This is a genomic window from Lysinibacillus sp. FSL K6-0232 (assembly GCF_038008325.1).
Lineage (GTDB): Bacteria > Bacillota > Bacilli > Bacillales_A > Planococcaceae > Lysinibacillus.
In genome coordinates this window covers 3,271,038-3,292,278 of the sequence record NZ_JBBOYW010000001.1, presented here as the reverse complement: position 1 = coordinate 3,292,278, position 21,241 = coordinate 3,271,038, and the positions used below count along the sequence as shown (strand labels likewise).

21 protein-coding genes and 1 other annotated feature are annotated in these 21,241 nt (G+C 36.9%); of the genes, 12 read left to right on the top strand and 9 right to left on the bottom strand.

All coding sequences use genetic code 11. The features are described from left to right. Positions 1-70: 70 nt before the first annotated feature. Positions 71-1,189 (bottom strand): CdaR family transcriptional regulator, encoded by a 1,119-nt coding sequence (locus tag MHB42_RS16135; RefSeq protein ID WP_340807449.1) that lies wholly within the window; start codon positions 1,187-1,189, stop codon positions 71-73. A 141-nt stretch (positions 1,190-1,330) separates the two neighbouring features. On the opposite strand from MHB42_RS16135, the gene MHB42_RS16130 reads away from it, so the two are divergent. The 6 genes from MHB42_RS16130 to MHB42_RS16105 all read left to right on the top strand — a co-directional run bounded on the left by MHB42_RS16130 (position 1,331) and on the right by MHB42_RS16105 (position 7,399). Further along, positions 1,331-2,470, top strand: coding sequence for a glycerate kinase (locus MHB42_RS16130; RefSeq protein ID WP_340807448.1), 1,140 nt, complete (start codon positions 1,331-1,333; stop codon positions 2,468-2,470). Beyond that, entirely contained in the window at positions 2,471-3,817 is a 1,347-nt protein-coding gene (locus MHB42_RS16125) for a GntP family permease (protein ID WP_340807447.1), read from the top strand. It begins immediately after the preceding gene. 140 nt (positions 3,818-3,957) lie between these two features. Further along, positions 3,958-5,127 carry an MBL fold metallo-hydrolase gene (locus MHB42_RS16120; protein WP_340807445.1) on the top strand — a complete coding sequence of 390 codons (1,170 nt, stop codon included), beginning with the start codon at positions 3,958-3,960 and terminating at the stop codon, positions 5,125-5,127. Continuing rightward, positions 5,114-5,368, top strand: coding sequence for a DUF3006 domain-containing protein (locus tag MHB42_RS16115; RefSeq protein ID WP_340807443.1), 255 nt, complete (start codon positions 5,114-5,116; stop codon positions 5,366-5,368). The genes MHB42_RS16120 and MHB42_RS16115 overlap by 14 nt, the downstream gene beginning before the upstream one ends. Before the next feature lie 49 nt (positions 5,369-5,417). Next, entirely contained in the window at positions 5,418-6,500 is a 1,083-nt protein-coding gene (locus MHB42_RS16110) for an ABC transporter ATP-binding protein (protein WP_340807442.1), read from the top strand. Between the two features lie 110 nt (positions 6,501-6,610). Further along, positions 6,611-7,399 carry an HAD family hydrolase gene (locus tag MHB42_RS16105; protein ID WP_340807441.1) on the top strand — a complete coding sequence of 263 codons (789 nt, stop codon included), beginning with the start codon at positions 6,611-6,613 and terminating at the stop codon, positions 7,397-7,399. A 53-nt stretch (positions 7,400-7,452) separates the two neighbouring features. Here the strand turns inward: MHB42_RS16105 and MHB42_RS16100 are convergent, their stop codons facing one another. The 5 genes from MHB42_RS16100 to trhO form a co-directional block, all read right to left on the bottom strand. After that, complete coding sequence (locus MHB42_RS16100) at positions 7,453-7,920, bottom strand: 8-oxo-dGTP diphosphatase (RefSeq protein ID WP_340807439.1); 468 nt, start codon at positions 7,918-7,920, stop codon at positions 7,453-7,455. Positions 7,921-7,944: 24 nt separating this feature from the next. After that, a complete protein-coding gene (locus MHB42_RS16095; RefSeq protein ID WP_340807438.1) occupies positions 7,945-8,865 on the bottom strand; it encodes a hypothetical protein in 921 nt (306 codons plus the stop codon). Beyond that, the gene (locus MHB42_RS16090) at positions 8,855-9,358 is read right to left on the bottom strand and encodes an RNA polymerase sigma factor (protein ID WP_340807437.1); all 504 of its coding nucleotides are present in this window, start codon (positions 9,356-9,358) and stop codon (positions 8,855-8,857) included. The genes MHB42_RS16095 and MHB42_RS16090 overlap by 11 nt, the downstream gene beginning before the upstream one ends. Positions 9,359-9,458: 100 nt before the next feature. Continuing rightward, positions 9,459-11,066: a phosphoglycerate dehydrogenase gene (serA, locus tag MHB42_RS16085; RefSeq protein ID WP_340807436.1), complete on the bottom strand. Its 1,608-nt coding sequence runs from the start codon at positions 11,064-11,066 to the stop codon at positions 9,459-9,461. Between the two features lie 154 nt (positions 11,067-11,220). Then, positions 11,221-11,464, bottom strand: a binding site (T-box leader). 425 nt (positions 11,465-11,889) lie between these two features. After that, positions 11,890-12,861 carry an oxygen-dependent tRNA uridine(34) hydroxylase TrhO gene (gene trhO, locus MHB42_RS16080; RefSeq protein WP_340807434.1) on the bottom strand — a complete coding sequence of 324 codons (972 nt, stop codon included), beginning with the start codon at positions 12,859-12,861 and terminating at the stop codon, positions 11,890-11,892. A 140-nt stretch (positions 12,862-13,001) separates the two neighbouring features. Here trhO and MHB42_RS16075 point away from each other — a divergent pair, with 140 nt between their 5' ends. Further along, complete coding sequence (locus MHB42_RS16075; RefSeq protein WP_340807433.1) at positions 13,002-13,784, top strand: enoyl-CoA hydratase; 783 nt, start codon at positions 13,002-13,004, stop codon at positions 13,782-13,784. Between the two features lie 50 nt (positions 13,785-13,834). On the opposite strand, the gene MHB42_RS16070 is transcribed toward MHB42_RS16075, so the two are convergent. Continuing rightward, positions 13,835-14,020, bottom strand: coding sequence for a YhzD family protein (locus MHB42_RS16070; protein WP_340807432.1), 186 nt, complete (start codon positions 14,018-14,020; stop codon positions 13,835-13,837). A gap of 255 nt (positions 14,021-14,275) precedes the next feature. Here MHB42_RS16070 and MHB42_RS16065 point away from each other — a divergent pair, with 255 nt between their 5' ends. From MHB42_RS16065 to yhaM, 3 genes are read left to right on the top strand one after another with little or no spacing between them, the layout of a single operon-like run. Continuing rightward, positions 14,276-15,490 carry a metallophosphoesterase family protein gene (locus tag MHB42_RS16065; RefSeq protein ID WP_340807430.1) on the top strand — a complete coding sequence of 405 codons (1,215 nt, stop codon included), beginning with the start codon at positions 14,276-14,278 and terminating at the stop codon, positions 15,488-15,490. Between the two features lie 5 nt (positions 15,491-15,495). Further along, positions 15,496-18,384 (top strand): ATP-binding protein, encoded by a 2,889-nt coding sequence (locus MHB42_RS16060; protein WP_340807428.1) that lies wholly within the window; start codon positions 15,496-15,498, stop codon positions 18,382-18,384. Continuing rightward, a complete protein-coding gene (yhaM, locus tag MHB42_RS16055) occupies positions 18,381-19,316 on the top strand; it encodes a 3'-5' exoribonuclease YhaM (protein WP_340807427.1) in 936 nt (311 codons plus the stop codon). The genes MHB42_RS16060 and yhaM overlap by 4 nt, the downstream gene beginning before the upstream one ends. A 94-nt stretch (positions 19,317-19,410) precedes the next feature. On the opposite strand, the gene MHB42_RS16050 is transcribed toward yhaM, so the two are convergent. Further along, on the bottom strand, positions 19,411-20,112 hold the full coding sequence (locus tag MHB42_RS16050; protein ID WP_340807426.1) for an HAD family hydrolase: 702 nt from the start codon (positions 20,110-20,112) through the stop codon (positions 19,411-19,413). Beyond that, on the bottom strand, positions 20,109-20,291 hold the full coding sequence (locus MHB42_RS16045; protein ID WP_340807425.1) for a hypothetical protein: 183 nt from the start codon (positions 20,289-20,291) through the stop codon (positions 20,109-20,111). The genes MHB42_RS16050 and MHB42_RS16045 overlap by 4 nt, the downstream gene beginning before the upstream one ends. Positions 20,292-20,447: 156 nt before the next feature. Between MHB42_RS16045 and MHB42_RS16040 the strand changes: the two genes are divergently transcribed. After that, positions 20,448-20,951, top strand: a complete 504-nt coding sequence (locus MHB42_RS16040) for a DeoR/GlpR family DNA-binding transcription regulator (protein WP_340807424.1) — start codon at positions 20,448-20,450, stop codon at positions 20,949-20,951. Continuing rightward, positions 20,932-21,225 carry a hypothetical protein gene (locus tag MHB42_RS16035; protein ID WP_445299982.1) on the top strand — a complete coding sequence of 98 codons (294 nt, stop codon included), beginning with the start codon at positions 20,932-20,934 and terminating at the stop codon, positions 21,223-21,225. The genes MHB42_RS16040 and MHB42_RS16035 overlap by 20 nt, the downstream gene beginning before the upstream one ends. Positions 21,226-21,241 lie beyond the last annotated feature (16 nt).

Sequence of the window (21,241 nt, the reverse complement as noted above, 5' to 3'; positions counted from 1 at the left end):
TAGTACTTTAGTGTAACTACTATAGAAACATAGGTTTTTAGCAAATATTTAAGATAACAGTTTTAGCTGTCTAGAAAGGTCTTCCCTTTTTAGACAGCTCTTTACTTATTGAGAGTGTTCGCAATGTACATGCGATTTTTAAAATCACTGCATCCTCAAAATATTGTGGATCATAGCCTGTTAGTTCTCTTATTTTATTTAATCGATATGTAAGTGTATGGCGATGAATATTTAATTGTTGCGCACAAAGTTTAAGCTGTAAATTACAGTCGAAAAATGTCTGCAATGTTTCCAGTTGTTTTGCATTTATCTTTTGCAGTATTCGCTGCTGAAATGCTTGTACCTCTTCAAATTCATGGTCTTTAAAAAGTGAAAATAGTTCCACATCCTCAAAAAAGGTTAGTTCATTATGGATTGTTGCAAACTTTAAAGCCGTTTTAGCTCCCTGATAGCTATAGGGAAGCTGTGATAAATGCTGCACAACAGGTCCGATACCAATTTGTAAGGAAGCGAGTTTCTGCTTTTTCTTGCGTAACGCTTTTAAAATGGAGCGGGAACGCTGCTCTTGATAGTCGCTTAGCAGAATATAATATTCCTGCAATTGACTATGACCAGCGAGAACAGGCTGCTTATAAAATAAATCCTCAAAAAAGAATGGCATTGTATTTTCTGCATAGGAGGATTCATTTAAGCTTACTAAAATAACTTGAAAAGGAGCTTTAAGTGTAAAGGGTAATTTTTGCATTCGCTCATTTAAAGCAGCATCTAGCTTACTACCATGTACAAGTGCCTCAAAGATATAGTCGTTATTTTTCCGCTGCCATTCACTTTTTGACTCAACAAGTGCTTGATGTGTCATGATTTCTGTTGTTAGCTGGACAAGGTTAGCAATATCAAGCATATCCTTAGATTCCCCTGTAATCCCAATGACGCCAACTACCTCATCCTGATACAGAATAGGCATATTAATGCCAGGCTTTGTATTCGGATATAATGCTATATTGTCTTCATTAATAATTAATGTCTGTTTCGTTTGTGCTACATAAAGTGCGCCTTCATGAATATTTTCCACTCGCATCCTATCGCCAGAGGCAAGGATAACCCCTGTTGGACTAATGACATTAATATTATGGCGTAAGCGCAACATTGTTTGATAGACAATTTCCTCTGCCAATTTTTTTGTTAGCATGTTTATACACCTCATATAAAAAATAAATTGTTATAGGACAGTTAATTTATACACTCAGTATAGTGTTTTCTAAATTTTTTGTCATTATAATAAAATGTAAGCGCTTAACTTTTGGGTTATCTAAATAATGGAGGGGGTAGCATGAAAGTTATTATTAGTCCAGATTCCTACAAAGGCACATTATCAGCTGTTGAAGTTGCTAAAGCGATGCAAAAAGGAATTTTAGAAGCAAATCCAATGATTGAAACCATTATTCTACCAATTGCAGATGGTGGGGAGGGAACGCTTGACTCGCTTATTACCTCTACAGATGGTCAATATTTTTCAGTGAATGTATTAGACCCACTAGGAAGAACTATTCCAGCACAATATGGTGTATTGGGTGATCAGGAAACATGTGTGATAGAAATGGCACAGGCCTCAGGAATTATGCTGTTGCAAGATAATGAAAAAAATCCTGAGTATGCCTCTTCTTATGGAACAGGTCAATTAATTAAGGCAGCGCTTGACCAAGGCTTTAGAAAATTTATTGTTGGTATTGGTGGTAGCGCAACAAATGATGCTGGAGTTGGTATGTTAAAGGCTTTAGGTGTGCGCTTTTTAAATGAGGATGGCGTAGAGCTTGAGCATGGTATTTCACATTTATTACAGTTAAACACTATAGATATTAGCAAACTTGATAGAAGAGTAAAAGAAGCAACATTTACAATTGCTTGTGATGTGGATAATCCTTTAATTGGTCAGCGGGGTGCAACAGCGGTTTTTGGTCCACAAAAAGGTGTTATAGCACATCAAATTGCACATTTTGATAACTGTTTAAAGCAATTTGCGGATATTGTTGAAAGGCAATTTGCCATTCGTTTACATGATTATAAAGGTGCAGGAGCTGCTGGTGGAATGGGTGGGGCTTTAATTGCATTTTTACAAGGAACCTTTTATGCAGGCATTGATATTGTGATGGATGCTGTACAGCTACAAAGGCATTTACTAGATGCACAGATGATTATAACAGGTGAAGGAAAATCTGATTTGCAAACATTGCATGGCAAAGCACCAATAGGGGTAGCAAAAGCTGCGAAGCTCGCAAATGTAGAAGCAATTTTATTGTCTGGAGGAATTGATACAGAGGCTAAACCTGCACTTCAAAAGCATTTTTGTATTGTGGAGTCATTGGTAGATGAGGAGGTAACTATTCGACAGGCACTACAAAAACCTGCGTATTTTATTTCTTTAAAAGCAAGGGGAATTTTTGAACATTACATACAAAAAGGGGATGATTAAATGTTGTTCATTATTATTTTAATAGGGGTATTGTTTGTTGTAGTGGGAACAGCAAAATTAAAGCTTCATCCATTTTTAGCTTTATTAATAAGTGCTTTCTTCGTTGGAATTGCTTCAGGTATGCCGTTATTAACGGTAGTAGAAAGTATTAATACAGGATTTGGCGGTCTAATGACAAGCATTGGCTTAGTTATTATCGCTGGAACGATTATAGGGTTAATTTTAGAAAAATCAGGTGCTGCCTATCGTATGGCAGAGGTAGTGCTACGGATTGTTGGTCCAAAACGTCCACAATTAGCAATGTCTTTAATTGGTTATATCGTGTCTATTCCAGTATTTTGTGATTCAGGCTTTATTATTTTATCTAGCTTGCAAAAATCATTGGCAAAGCGAGCGAATGTCACGATTGCATCTATGGCAGTAGCTCTAGCAACTGGCTTATTTGCAACGCATGTATTAGTACCACCAACTCCAGGGCCTATTGCAGCAGCAGGAAATATTGGCGCAGCAGATTATTTAGGAACAGTCATTGTCATTGGTTTACTAGTAGCGATACCAGCGACATTTGTAGGTTATCTATGGTCAGTAAAAGTGGCGACAAAAATTCGAGTTCCTGAAGATGAGGTAGAGGCATTAGATTATGAGGAAGTCATTAAATCCTTTGGGAAAATGCCATCAACCTTTAAAGCATTTTTACCAATCATCCTACCAATCGTTTTAATTGGTCTTGGCTCTGTCGCAGCATTAGTTGGAGATACAGAATCCACATTGAACACTATCTTTAAATTTTTAGGTTCGCCAACAGTTGCATTGTTTTTAGGGGTAGCGGCTGCCTTTTTATTATTACCTGAAATTAGTGAAACAACATTAACAGGCTGGATTGGTGAAAGCTTAAAAGAAGCGGCTCCTATTTTATTGATTACAGGAGCTGGTGGTTCATTTGGTACAGTTATTAAAAATGCAGGTGTTGGAGAAATGCTACAGGAAATGGATTTAGGAATGTTTGCATCAGGCACATTATTCCTGCTTGTGCCGTTTATAGTAGCAGCAGCGTTGAAAACAGCTCAAGGTTCTTCCACAACAGCTCTTGTGATTACCTCTACTTTAGTAGCCCCAATGCTTGTGACATTGGGAATTGATGGAGCGGTACCATTAGCATTAGTGGTGATGGCAATTGGTGCTGGGGCAATGACAGTAAGCCATGTGAATGATAGTTTTTTCTGGGTCATTACACAGTATAGTGGTATGGAAGTTACACAAGCCTATAAAGCACAAACCGTTGCAACATTATTGCAAGGTCTTGTAACCATTATTATTACGATGGTGCTATGGTGGATATTTGTTTAAAGAATCAATTACGCCCCAGCTTAATTGTACCTGTCGTTAATGCTTTCGATACAAAAGGAATTTGCTGAATTAAGATAAAGGAGCTGCCCCCATGGCTAGCTCTCTTTTTTGTATAATAGAAAAAGAAAGGGAGTTAGTTCATGAAAAAAATAATCGTAGTATTACTTTGTATTTTGCTAGTAGCAGGCTGTACTGAGGCAGTGAAGACAGAGAAAATTCCTGTAACGGCTGGTCACGATATGCGTGTTCATTTTATTGATGTAGGGCAGGGAGATTCGATTTTACTAGAGTCGCCAAATGGTAAAACAATGCTTGTAGACGGTGGTGTAAAAGGAGCAGGGCAACAGGTTGTTGCTTATTTGAAGGAACTTGGTGTTAATAAGCTTGATATAGTCGTTGCGACACATCCTGATGCTGACCATATTGGCGGGCTAATACCTGTATTAAATGCTATGTCAATTCAGCAGTTTTACGATTCAGGTAAGGTACATACTTCGCAAACCTTTGAAGAAATGCTAATGCTAATTGATGAGAAAAATATTCCTTATCATATACCAAAAACAGGTGACACGCTTGATTTTGATAAGGATTTAAGTGTCAAGGTGCTTAATGCTGACGAAAATGCCGCAGATAATAATGATGCTTCAATTGTTTTAAAAATAGCATATGGCAATGTATCCTTTTTATTAACTGGGGATGCTGGTATAGCCTTAGAAAAAGAAATGCTACAATACGATGTAAGCGCAACTGTGCTAAAGGCTGGGCATCACGGCTCTAATACAAGTAGCTCAGCAGACTTTATTCAAGCTGTTAAACCTAAGGTAACAATCTTAAGCTATGGACAGGATAATAAATATGGTCATCCACACGCTGAAGTGATGGAGCGTTTACAGACAGTTGGTAGTAAAGTCTATGCCACTGCTAAGGAAGGAACGATTATTGTATCAACAGATGGGGTAAACTATGCCGTAAATGATGAGGAAGCATACAAGGTAGAAGCATCAGCACCAACAACAGCTATTGATATTGTGAGCAAAGACTTAGTAGCTGAAATTGTAGAAATTAAAAATAATGGGCAACAAACTGTATCTTTAAAGGATTGGCAACTGATTTCAATAGAAGGAAATCAAGTTTTTAAGTTTCCTAATGTATCATTACAGCCAGGTAAAACTATTTATATTACAAGTGGCACAGATGCACGAGAGGGAAAAAATTATATAAAATGGACAACGAGGCAAATTTGGTTAAATGATGGAGATGCTGCACAACTACGAAATGAGAAAGGGGAACTTGTAAGTGAGCTTGACTAAATACACGTTAGACCGTATTGAAGATGGCTATGCGGTGTTTTTAAAGTATCCAGCGGAAGAAGAACAACTTATTATTTCACAGTCAGCCATGAGCAAGCCTGTAGAGGTAGGTGCACGTGTGCAAATAGAAGAAATCGACGGACACTACAACATTGAAATATTAAAGGAAGAAACGGAGCAAAGACAAGCCAATATTCAACGTTTAATGGATAAACTACGCAAAAAAAATAACCATCGCTAATAAGAACGATACACATTTTATTTAGATAGTTATTGATTGGAGGGATTGGATGGCTCATTTACAATTAAAGCATATTTATAAAACATATAGCGATGGCACAAATGCGGTGGAGAATTTTAATTTAGAAGTAATGGATAAGGAATTTATTGTGCTTGTTGGCCCATCTGGATGTGGAAAATCAACAACTTTAAGAATGATAGCGGGCTTAGAGGGCATTTCATCAGGTGAAATTTTAATAGATGGAGTGCTTGTCAATGAGTTAAAGCCTAAAGACCGCAATATCGCTATGGTGTTTCAAAATTATGCACTTTATCCTCATTTAAGTATTTATGACAATATGGCATTTAATTTAAAATTACAAAAGATTAATAAATATGAGATAAAAAGAAAAATTGAGCGAATTGCTGAGATTTTAGATTTAACGAAGTATCTCAATAAGAAGCCAAAATCTTTGTCTGGTGGGCAACGGCAAAGAGTAGCATTAGGTCGAGCAATTGTCAGAGATGCGAAAGTTTTTTTACTGGACGAGCCTTTGTCAAATTTAGATGCCAAGCTAAGAATGCATATGCGTACAGAGATTATTCAACTGCATAGGCATCTACAAACAACTACAATTTATGTCACACATGATCAAACAGAAGCGTTAACAATGGCATCAAGAATTGTTGTAATGAAGGATGGAAAGATGCTGCAAATTGGAACGCCCTATGAAGTATATGAAAAACCGCAAAATATTTTTGTAGCAGATTTTATAGGCTCACCATCAATGAATTTTTTTTATGGCATCCTAACAACTGAAGGTTTTAACGTAAACGGCTTCCTCGTCAACATCAATGCTGAAGATATGGCATTACTGTTGGACAAAGGCTACTTACATAAAGAATTAGTTCTTGGTATACGTCCTGAAGACATTTCCTATGGACAGATGGAGAAGGAAACGTATCAAGCAATAATCACCGTCATAGAAATACTAGGCTCTGAAGCCATTCTCTATTGTGATTTATATGGTGAGCAGATCATTGCCAAGCTCAACACTGCTTCAAAATTTAATATAGGTGATGCAATTTCCTTACAATTTAATATGGCTAAGGCTCATTTTTTTGACAAAGAAACAGAACAAAGAATTTTTTAAAAGCTTTTATAATGAATAAATCTTCCTATAGTTTTTTGTTAGAGAGCGCTCTAAATATTTTGAAAATATGTTAAAATAGTTGTATCAATTGAAGGCTAGGAGCGGACAGAATGGCTATTAATACAATTATTTTTGATTTAGATGATACATTATTATGGGATAAGAAATCTGTTAAAACAGCATTTGAAAAAACATGTGATTATGCCGCGACAGTACATCATGTAAATGCTGATGAGCTAGAGGAAGCTGTACGCACAGAGGCACGTACATTATATGAAGGCTATGAAACATATGATTATACGGTATTAATTGGCATCAATCCATTTGAGGGACTTTGGGGGTCTTTTGATGATCCAACAGATTCGTTTCAAAAAATGAAAGAAATTGCACCAGCCTATCGTGCAGCTGCTTGGACAAATGGCTTAGCGGCTCTTGGCATTGAGGATGCTGCGTTTGGAGCAGAGCTAGGGGAGCGTTTTGTAGCAGAGCGTAAAGTATCGCCATTTTTATATGAAGATACATTTGCTGTGCTTGATGCATTAAAGGGGAAATATCAATTGATATTACTAACAAACGGTGCACCAAGCTTACAAAATTTAAAGCTCGAAATTACACCAGAAATTGCGCCATATTTCGATCATATTATTATTTCAGGGGATTTTGGCAAAGGAAAGCCAGATGCAGCTATTTTTGAGCATGTTATGGAGAAGGTAGGTATTACGGCTGATGATGCGATTATGGTTGGTGATAATTTAAATACAGATATTTTAGGCTCCTCTCGTGTAGGGATGCGAAATGTTTGGATTAACCGCGAAAACAATGTTGTAAACGGTGCTGTAACACCTACTTATGAAGTCGATTCATTAACAGCATTATTGGAACTTGTAAAGGAACTATAATTAATAAAAGAAACCAAACTATTGCGACTTGAATAGTTTGGTTTTTTGCTAGATTATAACCTTTTAATAGATTCTTTTATTGTTTGCTGCTGCTCTTTATCCCAAACCTCATAAATTTCAAATGTTCCTTCCTCAAAAAATAATGGTAATCTTCGTTTAAACCAAGGCTGCATAGGAAGATTGTAGGCTTCGTTAAGAGGAACCCATACTAATTCACCTTCTGGCGGATTTTTGAGCAGTGTGCCTTCAAACGATGTAGCTAAATAGTTAAACACCATATAACGATAGTTTTTCTTTGGGTCAACATATTCATCAAGCCCTTTATAAACTAAATCTTTCACCATTAAGCCTGTTTCTTCCTTTACTTCACGGATAGCCGCTTCAGTTAAGCTTTCAGGGAAATCTACTTTTCCACCAGCACCAATATAGCCTGGAAATCCTCTTTCCACGGGTCTATTTAATAATAATATTTTATCGCCATCCTGCACGATGCACATTGTATATAAATCAATCGTTGTCATATTTGCTCTCCTTGTTTGTAAGTGTTAAAAAGGGGTACTGATTCCCACATATAAATAGGTAAAGCCGATTGCTAAACAAAGCTGGATAAGGACATAGACGATTAAATAAGCTTGAGGCTCTCCAGCTTTTTTGCGATAGTAAATTTGTGCAATCGAGTAGAGCATAAAAAGGCTGTAAATAATCATAGCGTGAACCATATGCTGTAAAAGATATATAAAGAGTAAAGTCCCTCCAAATAATATAAGCATAATCACATTGGCGATAGCATGCTCAACGGTTGCGGCAAAAAAACGACGCTCTGTATTAGGCATTCTTTTTTTGGCAATCCATAATAGAAAAGATGCTAGGAAGATAAAAATATTGCCCATTAAAATTTTTATCGAACTTTTCCCATCATCATAGTACCATAGGGAGTAAAAGAGTCCATCGAGCTGAACCGCCTGCTCTGTTTCAATATTCCAGAATGTATTGTTATTCAGTACCTTCCATTTTTCTTCTGTTCCATTATCATAACGAATGAATACATCATAGTAATTAGCACTTGATGGGCTTGGGGATATGGAAACAGGTGAAGCATTCGCTAAATCCTTTTCTAGCTGTACTAACGTCTTATGATTAGTATAGCATTGCTGAGGCACATAAAGGCAGGAAGCTTTGGCTATAAAGGTATCCTTATGGCTATTTTTCTTTACATAGACTCTATCTATTGTTTTCGTGGCATCTACTGTTGTTGGCGGATGGATTGGCTCTTGAACAAAGGATAGTAGAAGGATTGAAAGCACTGCGAGAAATAGTAATGACAAGGATAGAATTTTCCAGCTATTTTTAGTGAAATGTTTTTTTGCTGTAGTCGTTTTTGTGATTTGATAGAATAAACGTTGCTGCTGCTGTTCCGATAGCTTTAAATTATGTAAATGCTGCCATGCCTTCTTCTTATTCTTCATGAAATTCACCTCCAAGCTCTTTTTTTAATGCAATGAGTGCACGCTTTAATGTGTTTTTTACTTTTCCTTCATTCCAGCCTAAAACATGGCACGTTTCCTCAATGGATAAGCCTTCAATTTTACGTAAAATAATAACGTCGCGATAGGTCATTTTTAATTTACGAATAGCGAGATAGAGCATTTTTGCATCCTCTTGTTGCATTAGCCATTGATGTGGAGTAGGGGATGCTTGTTCTTCATGCTGCTGTAAAAAGGGAACAAATTGTATCAGCTTTTTCCGACGGTAATAATCATAGGCGATATTACGTGCGGTACGTCGTAGCCATGCTAGCTCCACGCCTTCTTTAATGACTTGCTGGTAGTTGCAATAACGAATGAATGTCTCCTGTGTAAAATCCTCAGCTAATTTTTCATCATTTAATAAGTAGTATAAGTATTTAAAAATGGCTTGATTATGTAAGTAAAATATTTCTTCAAGTTTCAAATTGCGCACCTCCTCTCCCTTAAAGACGATTAATCATGAAAAAAGTATCGTTTTGCTGCCAAAAAGAAACAGCAGAGAGTATGGAACTCCCTGCTGTAGATGAAAAATATTATAGGTCAATCGCTTTTACTTCATCAATATTTTCTAGCTGTGCAACAAATGCTAGGTCTTCTTCTGTTACTACATTATCAACTGTCAACATCATAACGGCTGTTCCACCAATTTGTGCGCGACCAACCTGCATTGTAGCGATATTGATTTCTTTTTCTGCAAGCTTTGTTGCTACACGGCCGATTGCACCTGGTTTATCAGTATTTTTAATATAAAGCAGGTGACCTTGAGGAATAACGTCTACAACATAATCCTCTACTTTAACAATACGTGCACCTAAGCCATTTAATAATGTACCAGCTACTGTATGTGTTTCATTTGCTGTAATAATTTCAATCGTAATTAAGCTTGTAAAGCCTTTAGCAGTTGTTGTTTTATGTTCATTAATTTTAATGCCAATTCGCTCAGATAAGTAACGGGCATTGACATCATTAACGTGATTACCATGATTTTTAGATAATAAACCTTTCAATGCATTTGATGTCAATGGGCGGACATCGTAGTTCGCTACTTGACCAGCATAAGATAAGTTAATTTCTTTTACAGGCTCTGTTGTCACTTGAGATAGGAATGAACCAAGCTTTTCTGCTAGTTCAAAGAAAGGCTCAACTTGTGCAAGTAATTCTTTTGGAATAGATGGCATATTGACAGGGTTTGTAACAGTTCCTGTTTTATAAAATTTAATAATATCATTTGATACATCAACCGCTACAGATTCCTGTGCTTCAATTGTAGATGCACCTAAGTGAGGTGTTGCAATAACCTGTGGTAAAGTAAGCAGCTTATGGTCTGTTGCTGGCTCAGAAACGAATACATCAAGAGCAGCGCCCGCTACTTTACCTTCAACAATAGCATCATATAAATCATCCTCATTAATAATGCCGCCACGTGCACAGTTAATAACGCGTACACCGTTTTTCATTAGTGCAAATTTCTCTTTATTAATAAGATTACGTGTTTCAGGAAGAAGTGGTGTGTGTACAGTAATAAAATCTGCAGCTGCACAAATTTCTTCAACCGTTGCCTTTGTGACACCTAATTCTTTCGCACGTTCATCTGTTAGGAAAGGATCGTATGCCATAATATTCATGCGTTGACCTTTTGCACGATAAGCAACCTCAACACCGATTCGGCCGAAGCCTACAACACCTAAAGTTTTATTTTTCAGCTCTACACCAACATAAGATTTGCGATCCCATTTTCCATTCTTTAATGTATTAAAAGCTTGTGGAATATGGCGAGCAAGAGATGTCATCATAGCGATTGTATGTTCAGCAGCAGAGTTTGTATTACCGTCTGGTGCATTGACAACAATAATGCCATGCTCAGTTGCAGCAGCAAGGTCGATATTATCCACGCCAACGCCTGCACGACCAATTAATTTTAAGTTTTTCGCAGCCTCAATTACTTCACGTGTTACAGTTGTTTGAGAGCGTACTAGCAACACATCGACATCAGCAATTTTCGCGATTAATTCTTCTGGTGCTAGGCCAGTGTCTATGATAATGTTTAAATTTAATTCTTGCTCTTGACGTAATGGGAAAATACCATCCTCACTTAATGGATCAGCGATAAATACGTTAATTGTTTTTGTAGCAGTTGTCATGATAATTAGCTCCTTTTATATAAAAATAGATTATGGTCTTTGATCTACAGCAGTTAGAAAATTCGAACATCTTACAGCATGAAAACAATCTCCTTTCTAGATCAATAACAATATAAAAAAGCCCTTCACCTCTTACAAACACAGGGGATGTGTTGTAAGGGGCGAAAGGCTGAATAAACATTGGTTTTCGCGGTACCACCCTTAATCACTGCTAGAAATAGACATTCTTGCAGTCTTAGCTATATGCGTAACGTGCATGTGACGGATAGACTTACTTAATGTTGTTCAGCCTATCTATTCAGGGGTGGAACTATTATTGTAGAAATCACTGATTTGCACCAACCATCAGCTCTCTGAGGATTTTCTGACAACTAGTATGTCCCCGTCACGATATTTTGTGTGATTAAATTTGTTAACATCATAATCCCTATTGTTCATCTTTGTCAATGATATTTCCAAAAAACTTTAAAAATATTGACTTCAAGAGTCTGAAAAATAAATATATGCGAACATTAATTATAAAAATTTGATTTAATGTTCGTTCTTTTGGGGTGTACAAAGATGGCGTTCGAAATATTTATAAAGTTTGATAATATCAGGCTTTTAGGAAGTTTATAAGTAAAAAAATATATGGGAATTAAATGGGAGAAAATAGTTGTTTTATGTTAATATTCGATATTTTTAATAGAGAAAACGAACATTTTTTGTTGTCACATTTTAGACAAAAAATATATAGTAGAGTAAAAGAGCATCGTCTTGGTGAACGATGCTCTTTTTCATTATATTTTGTAGAAATTAATCACTTTGTCAAAAGAATATCCTGTCAACAAGATGTGTTTTGAGCCTCGGCAATTTTAGCAATTTGAGCCTCTACTTGTTCCTTTGTCCAACCGTTTTCATCAACAAAGAAGTTGCGCTCTGCACGGCGACAGTTATCTGAACAGCTACGCATATAAAAGGCCTCATGCTTTTCCTCACATAGCATGAGCTTATGACAATCAGGATTTGCACAGTTGATATAGCGTTCGGAAGGCTCTCCTGTGAAATAATCCTTGCCAACAATAACATGCTCTACTTGATTAATCGGTACACTTCGACGACGGTCAAAGACAAACATCTGTCCATTCCAAAGCTGGCCTTTTACTTCAGGGTCTTTAGCATATGTAGCGATACCCCCATGTAATTGTCCTACGCTTTTGCCATAGCCTTCACGTTTTAACCAGCCTGAGAATTTTTCACAGCGAATGCCACCTGTGCAATAGGTTAAAATCTTTTTATCGGCAAATTCCTCTTTATGCTCTTCCATCCAAGCTGGTAACTCACGGAAGGTTTCAATATCAGGACGTATTGCACCTTTGAAATGACCTAAATCATACTCATAATCATTGCGTGCATCAATAATAATAGTATCTTCTTCCTGCATTTGCTCCATAAATTCTTTAGGTGATAAATAATCACCTGTAATTTCTAATGGATTAATATCCTGCTCTAAGCCTAAATGAACAATTTCACGGCGAGGGCGTACATGCATTTTTTTAAATGTATGCCCCTCAGCCTCATCAATTTTCCACATTATATCGCTAAAACGAGGGTCTGCCTGCATATGATTCATATAAGCATCGGTTTGTGCGATTGTACCTGAAACCGTGCCATTAATTCCTTCATGACCTACTAAAATACGGCCAAGAAGCCCAATTTCTTTACAAAGCGCTAAATGCTCTTCAGCAAATGCGACAGGGTCTTCAATCGTAACATATTTATAATAAAGCAATACACGATAGTCTTTTTGTGTCAAAATACATAAACCACCTTTATAACAATATTCGTCCTTTAATATAGCATAACAAGCGTAATTTTGCGTAGGATAGAAGGAGTTTTCTAAAAAAACACGAATACTACATAGTGAATGACTATTCATATTTGGGGGTAATGGAGATGGAATTTTCAACAATCACACTAGAAAAATTAGAACGCCGTGCAACACTAACATTGAACAGACCACAAGCGATGAATGCAATGGATGGGGTAATGATGCGTGAGCTTGCGGAATGCTTTGAGGCATTGCAGCAGGAGCAAGATATACAGGTGCTTGTGATTCGTGGGGAAGGGAAGGTTTTCTCAGCAGGCGGCGATATTAAGGCAATGCTTGATAAAGACAATCCGCTAGATATTGATGAGGCAATGACTTACCTTACACGTATTGTCAAGGCATATTATCAGCTACCAATGATTATTATTGCAGCAGTTCACGGTGCATCGGCAGGATTGGGCTTTAGTTTAACATTAGGGGCAGATATTGTTGTGGCATGTGAAAATAGTAAGTTAGCAATGAACTTTATTGGGATAGGGCTTATTCCAGATGGCGGCGGGCACTTCTTTATGAAGGAACGTGTAGGTACTGTAAAAGCGAAACAAATGATTTGGGAAGGGAAAGTATTAACTGCCGAAGAAGCATTAGAAGCAGGATTAATTGATTATCTTGCACCAGATGGCACAGTATTTGCAATGGCGGATCAGCTTGTAGGTAAAATGCTTGCTTCACCTATTTCCTCGATGATTACAACGAAAAAAATTCTGCATGCTCAAAATTTACCACAGCTAGAAAATATTTTAGCAATGGAGGCAGAAGGGCAATCAGCTATGCGTAAAACGGCTGACCATCTGGAAGGTATCCAGGCATTTGTAGAGAAAAGGACGCCTGCTTTTGTTGGAAAATAACTATAGCAAAAGGCACGTAGCAAAATTTACTGCGTGCCTTTTACTAGCCACTAAACATGGAACAAAATTAATTTACCTGAAGAGTTGACAAGGCGATGTGTTTTATCAGCGACACCTTTTTCTTCAATTTGCTGCTGTCCATTTACTTTAGCTTCTTCATCGTTTTCAAATGTCCATGTTTCATCAAATAATGTTTCCCCTGTTTTTTCAAAAGCTGTAAAACGATAATTCTCCATAACAAACCCCACCCTTTTACTTAAATATATCTCTATTATACATAGAAGATTTCTAAACTTCACGATAAAACTAGTGAATATTTTGATAAATTACAAAAATTGTGGAAAAAATAAGACAAAAGCACTTTTAGAGTTATACCATTTCTCATGACATAAAAAATATGGTAAAATAGAACAAATATTCGGTCCGTAGGATAGCTGTCTTGTTGGAGGCTTATAGCAACTAACAACACAATAATTAGTTGGGGTGATTGGATGTCAACAATTCGTTTTTTTCATATGGCAGATTTACATTTAGATAGTCCGTTTAAAGGTTTATTTGGCTTACCTGAACATATTTTAAGAAGGATTCGGTCAAGCACCTTTGAAGCCTTTGATAAAATTATTAATAAGGCAATTGAAGAAAAGCCTGATTTTCTACTAATTGTAGGAGATATTTATGATGGTGAAAATCGTAGCTTGCAAGCACAGCGAAGATTTCAAGATGCTATGGAAAGGCTTTTTCAACATAATATTCCTGTTATTATTAGCTATGGTAATCATGATCACTTAAATGGGACATGGACACGCTTTGCTTTGCCAAGTAATGTTTATGAATTACCGGCCGAAACAACGGTTGTGCAATTGAATATTCGTGGTCAGCAAGTTAATATTTATGGATTTAGCTATGGAGAGCGTCATCTTAATCAGTCAATGGTTGAAACATACCCCATTGCACAGAATCAGCAAACCATTCATATTGGGATGCTTCATGGCAGCGAGGCAAACGACACATCACATGCTATGTATGCACCTTTTACAAAGCAACAGTTGCTTGAAAAAAATTATCATTATTGGGCTTTAGGTCATATTCATAAGCGACAACTTTTACATCGAGAGCCACCAATTGTTTATCCAGGCAATATTCAAAGCCGACATCGCAATGAGCAAGGAATAAAAGGCTTTTATGATGTAACATTAGCACAACATACTGCCGAGCTAGAATTTGTGCCTACTTCTGCGATTGTTTATAGCACGCTAGAGGTGGATTGTACAAATATTGTACATGCTAATGAATTATTAAATAAATGTGCAGAAGTGATTGCTGCTAATCGCACAACGTACGGTGCATCAGTAGTAGAGCTACGCTTACAACAGATTGATGAACAAGCAGAGGCTTTATTTGAGCATGCAACAGTTGATACATGGTTAGAAACAATTCGAGAGGCTGAGGAAGGGCTAGAGCCGATGTGCTGGGTTCAAAAACTGGTATTGCAAAAGCCTGCGCCATTAGATAAGCATACAACAACTACGCAATCCATTATAAGCTTAATGGAGCAATGGGATAGTAGTGAATGGCAAGATATTTTAAAGGATTTATACCAATATGCAGGTGGTGCTAGACTGATTGAAGCTCTAACTGAGAAAGATATAAAACAGTTAGTGAACAATGCACAGGCATTACTAGTAGAAGAAATTCAAAGGGTGTGAATTACATGCTGACAATACAAAAAATCCAAATTTATGGCTTTGGCAAGCATGAAAATATCACTATTACTTTAAAAGACGGTGTCACGATTTTTTATGGCGCGAATGAGGCAGGTAAAACAACCATTCAGCAATTTATTTTACAAATCCTCTTTGGCTTTCCAACAAAACAGCAAGCACAGCGCAGATATGAGCCGAAAATTTCAACAAAATACGGTGGTCAATTGATAGTAGCGCATCCATTGTATGGTCAATGCACAATTGAACGTGTGAAAGGCAAGGCAATAGGAGATGTGACAGTTTATTTGGAGGATGGTACAACTGGACAAGAAGAATTATTAGCAAAGTTATTATATGGGTATTCCAAAGCATCCTTTGAATCCATCTTTTCTTTTTCATTACATGAGCTACAAGGGATTGAAAAAATGTCAGAGGAAGAGCTCACGCATTTATTGCTTGCCTCAGGAACGACAGGTATTCAGCATTTATCTGCTCTTGAAAAGAGAATGGAAAAAGAAGCTGGTGAGCTCTTTAAAAAAACAGGTAAAGTGCCAGTGATAAACCAAAAAATTGCACAGTTAAAGCAACTTGAACGAACAATTAAGCAGGAGCAAGGCAATATTCGAACATTTGAGGATAAATTACAGCAATTACAGATACTTGAACAAAGGCTAGAGCAGCTCTATCATACTCAAAAATTACAGCAGCAGCAGTGGCAGCAGCTCACCGTCCAAAAGCAGGCATTGCCGCTTCTGAAGCAACAACAGATATTGCAGCAAACATTGACAAAGTATGAGCATATACAGTTTCCAGCAGAAGGCATTAGACGCTATGAGCAGCTAAAAGACCGTCTATTACACGAAAATCAAAAGCTAAAGCAATTGCAGGAGCAATATCAAGCATTAGAAAATAACATACTTGCTACACTAGATGAACAAACGCTAAATGAAATGGCTTTTCTTCTACAGCAAGAGGCAACATGGCATCAGCTAATGGTAAAAGAGCAAAATTTACAAGATAGTCTTTATTTGTTGGAGCAAGAAATTGAAGGGCAATTTCGTTTATTAGGTGTGCAGGAACAAGAGGCACAGGAAATTGTTCTTGGCGAAACAGTTTCCTTACAGCAAGAAGAGCAATTTCAGCAGCAATTAAGCATGCTAGAGGAGGCAAAGATAGAGCTTCAGTTTTATGAGCGTTCAATGGAACAGGTTCATATAGATTTAGATGCTATTGCAAAGCAACAGCAACAACTAAAGCAAGAGTCATTAACACAGGAGGAAGAACATATTTTAGCACAGTGGCCACAACGTAAACGGCAGCTTGAGCAATTACGTGCTGAAAAATGGCAGCGTGCCAAACAACAGCAGCCTCATTATGTGATATGGCTTGTATGTATGGTTGGGCTTTTATCGTTTGTCTATGGTGTGCTGGAAAAAAATATAGCGGTAATGGTTATTGGAGCAGTTTTATCAGTCATTATACTAGTGCTTATAAAATATAGTAGACAAGCCTATAAGACGCCAAGTAAGGAACAAAGCCAGCTTATACGCAAATTAGAGCAAGAAGAAGCAAATGTGCAAACAGTGCTACTAAAGAAGCAACAGCTTGAGGAGCGTTGGCTACATGTAAATGAACAGCAAAAGGAAAAAGAACAGCGCTATGCTCAACTTGAATATAAAATTCAGCAGGCTGAAATAGTAAGCGAGGAAGCCATACAAGCCTTGCAACAATTTTTAAAGCGTTATCGATTACAAGGCACTATAGCTACAACATTAATGCCTGAATTATTTACACGTATTCGTAGTGTGCAGGAGCTAGCAACTAAAAAGGCTAGTACGCATCATCTATTACAAACAGTACAGGCAGAAAAGCAGGTACTTTATCAACGGCTACAGCGGATTGTAGATGGGGTGTATAATGAGCAAGAAATATATATGTATTTACGTACAGCCTATCTAGAAGCACAGCAAAATCAGCAACAAGCACAGCAAACAACAGAACAATTAGCTAGTCTTAGTGTTACGATGGACGGTGTGCAGTCGCGCATTGAGAGCTATACAGCTAATATTAGCCAGCTATTTAATGCTGCAAATGCTCAACACGAGCAAGCGTATTATGAGATACATGAGCAATTTGAACAACAGAAAAAAATTACAGCAGAGCTTCAAGCAATCCAAGATCAGTTAGCATCACTGAATCTTATAACTCAACAAGGTCTAGAAGAGGCATCTGTTGAGGAAGAGATGCTTGTGTTAGAGCAGAAGCAAAGCTTAGTGCAACAGGAAATTGATCAATGCCTTGAGCAACGTGCAACATTACAAATTCAAAAAGACCAACTATTAAATGATCAAAATTATGGACAATTACTTCAACAATTTGAGCAAGAGAAAGCACAGCTACAGCAGCTTGTGGAGCAATGGGCATCCAAAAAGGCTGTGGCGACAGCTATCCATGAAACGTTATTCCGTCTTCGAGAGGAAAAACTACCACATGTTTTAACAAAGGTCAATAAGATATTCTGCTTATTAACAGATGGGCGTTATGAAAAGCTATCCATTAATGATGAAGGTTACTTTATGGCACAAGATATGGCTGGATTACGCTATCAAATGGTTGAATTATCACAGGCAACAAAGGAGCAAGCCTATATTGCATTGCGTATGGCACTTGCACAAACATTGGCAGCTTCTGCGCCATTTCCACTGATAATGGATGATCCATTTGTCCATTTTGATCGAAACCGTACAAACAAAATGGTACAATTAATGAAAGAAGTAGGATATGAACGTCAAATTTTATATTTTACTTGCCATGATGCAATGCTTACACATTGGCAAAAAGAGCAAATTGTTGATATAGCAGCGCTAGCAAATGAAAGGGGAGTGGCGTCGACATGAAAGGCATTACAACACTTCAAGTAGGAGAGCCGGTTGACCAATATTTACTAATTAAACAAGCGACAAAAGGAATTACAACAGTTGGAAAGCCATTTATGTCGCTTATCTTACAAGATAAAAGTGGCGATATTGAGGCAAAGCTATGGGATACAAATGAAGAGCATGAAAAAATGTATCATGCGGAAGCGATTGTCCGTGTTGGTGGAGAAATACATGACTATCGAGGGAAAAATCAATTGCGTATTAAGTCAATTCGTGTTGCAAAGCCAGAAGAAGGTATTGCGATTCATGATTTAGTGCCATCCTCTGCAACGCCAAAAGAACAGCTGTATGAAGAATTAACACAATTTTTCTTTGACATTAAAAATCCAAATATTTCACGTATTACAAGAGCGACAATTAAAAAGCATCAGGAGGCTATTTTAGTGTTTCCTGCTGCCACTAAAAACCATCATGACTATGCATCAGGTCTATTAGATCATATGGTGTCTATGCTACGACTTGGCAAAGCAATTGCAGATTTATATCCAACATTAAACCGTGATTTATTATATGCAGGTATTATTTTACATGATATTGGTAAAGTCATTGAATTATCAGGGCCAGTAGCTACAATGTATACAGTAGAAGGCAATTTATTAGGTCATATTACGATTATGGTCAATGAAATTGCGAAAATTGCTAGCGAGCTAGATATTGAAGGTGAAGAGGTAATGCTACTACAACATATGGTATTATCTCATCATGGGAAGGAAGAATGGGGTAGCCCGAAAAAGCCAATGCTACAGGAAGCAGAAATCTTACATTATATTGATAATATTGATGCGAAGATGAATATGCTAACAAGAGCATTAGGAAAAACAACACCAGGCGAATTTACAGAGCGACTATTCCCACTCGATAACCGCTCCTTCTATAAGCCAACAATTTAGCAGGCAGCTTGCAATAACTGAATACAATAGAAATAAACGCTCCCATTCCAACAGAAAAGGGAGCGTTTATTAATTGCTTAATTAAGATATGAAACTATAAGCGGAAGTGATGAACTATATCATGAATTGTTGGTAAAACAGTTGTTGAATATTGCTGTAGTGTAGCTAAATCTGACGTACCAGATAATACACCTACAGGCTGTTTAGTATTTTGCCCAAATAACATATCTACTTTTGTATCACCAATATGAATAACATCGCTTTGTTGAAGGTTAAATTTATTACAAAATGCATGTAAAGCCTCTGGAGAAGGTTTTTTAGGATACGTATCAGCTGTTGCAATAAAATCCACATAAGGCATCAGCCCTAAATACTGAAGTGTAAATGCTGTGACGTTGTACTGATCAGCAGTAACAATCCCAACGCGAATATTTTTATTATGCAATTCTTGAAATAATTTTTTTACATCTCCTATAGGCTTAATTGCATCTGGATGTTGACATGTACCTACATAATACATTTCATCTAATAATTTATATAGCGTTTCAGTGCTTTCATTTATAAATGGAGCTAAAGCCTGCGCTGAATCGTATAAAGTTTCACTCGCAATTAAACTATTACTCACAAGCGTATCGTTAGCTTGAATACCAAGAACCTCCAGCATTGGGATAGTATTTTTCTCATCAATATTATATTGCTTAATAATGTCATGTACAATTTTTTTGGTTAGATTAATCCATAGACTATTAAACTCAATTAATGTGCCATCTTTATCAAATAAAATCCCTTTAATCATCCGTCACCTCTAGTTGTTTTAGAATTTCTCCCCAATGGTTTACGATAAATTTGCTCAGGTGTACCAATTTGCTGAACTTCACCCTCCTTAATTTCCATATTAAGGTCCTTAATAATTGGTTTATCTACATCGTTATAGCCTTTCGATAAATGATTCATTTCAATTTTGATGGAAGTCACGACATCCTGCCTTTCGTTTTTATTTGTTTTTATTTTGTTTTATTCGTTTTTTTATTATAGAGATACTTTTTTAAGCACATTTTAATAAATTGTAATTTTGATTTTACAAAGTAAAACAAAAAAATATAATAAAGAAAAAAAGAAAGAGGACTTTATATGCTGCGAGATGAACGTATCGAAAAAATACGCCAGGCGTTAAATACCAATGCGACAGTGCGAGTAACTGAATTAAGCGAGTTGCTTGCTGTAACACCTGAAACCATTCGAAAAGATTTAGAATACCTTGAAGCGGCAGGGGAGGTAAGGCGTGTACATGGGGGGGCAATTTTAAAAAAGCGTAATATTAAAGAAACAAATTTTATTGTGCATGAAACGATTCATAGGGAATGGAAAGCAGAAATTGCAAAGGTCGCTGCAACATTTGTAGAAGAAGGCGATTGCATTGCGCTAGATGTTAGCACAACTAATACAGAGATAATGAAATATTTAGTGACAGCATTTCAGCAGCTATCCATCGTTACAAATTGTTTAACCATTGCAACTATTGCAGCACAAAACCCTAATTTTTCGGTATTTTTACCTGGGGGGGAAATTAAAAAACTCGGAGCTTTGTCTAGAGGGGCAAGAAGCTGTAGCCTTTGTGGAAAAATTTCATATTGATACATTTTTTATGAGTGCCAGCGGTGTATCCGTAGAAAAAGGCTTTCTAGATTATGGTTTAGATGAGTTAGCTGTAAAGCAGGCGCTGCTAAAGAATGCCACAACAACATTTGCTGTGATAGATCACACTAAATTTTATAAAACAGCTATTTTTAAAATTGGTGCAGTTACAATTGTGGATGGCATTATTACAGATTGTAAAATACCAGAGGAAATAGTGAACACCTTTGAAGAGGCGAGTGTAATGATTTATACAAAAGAACATACAATATAAAGTTAGTAAAAATTGT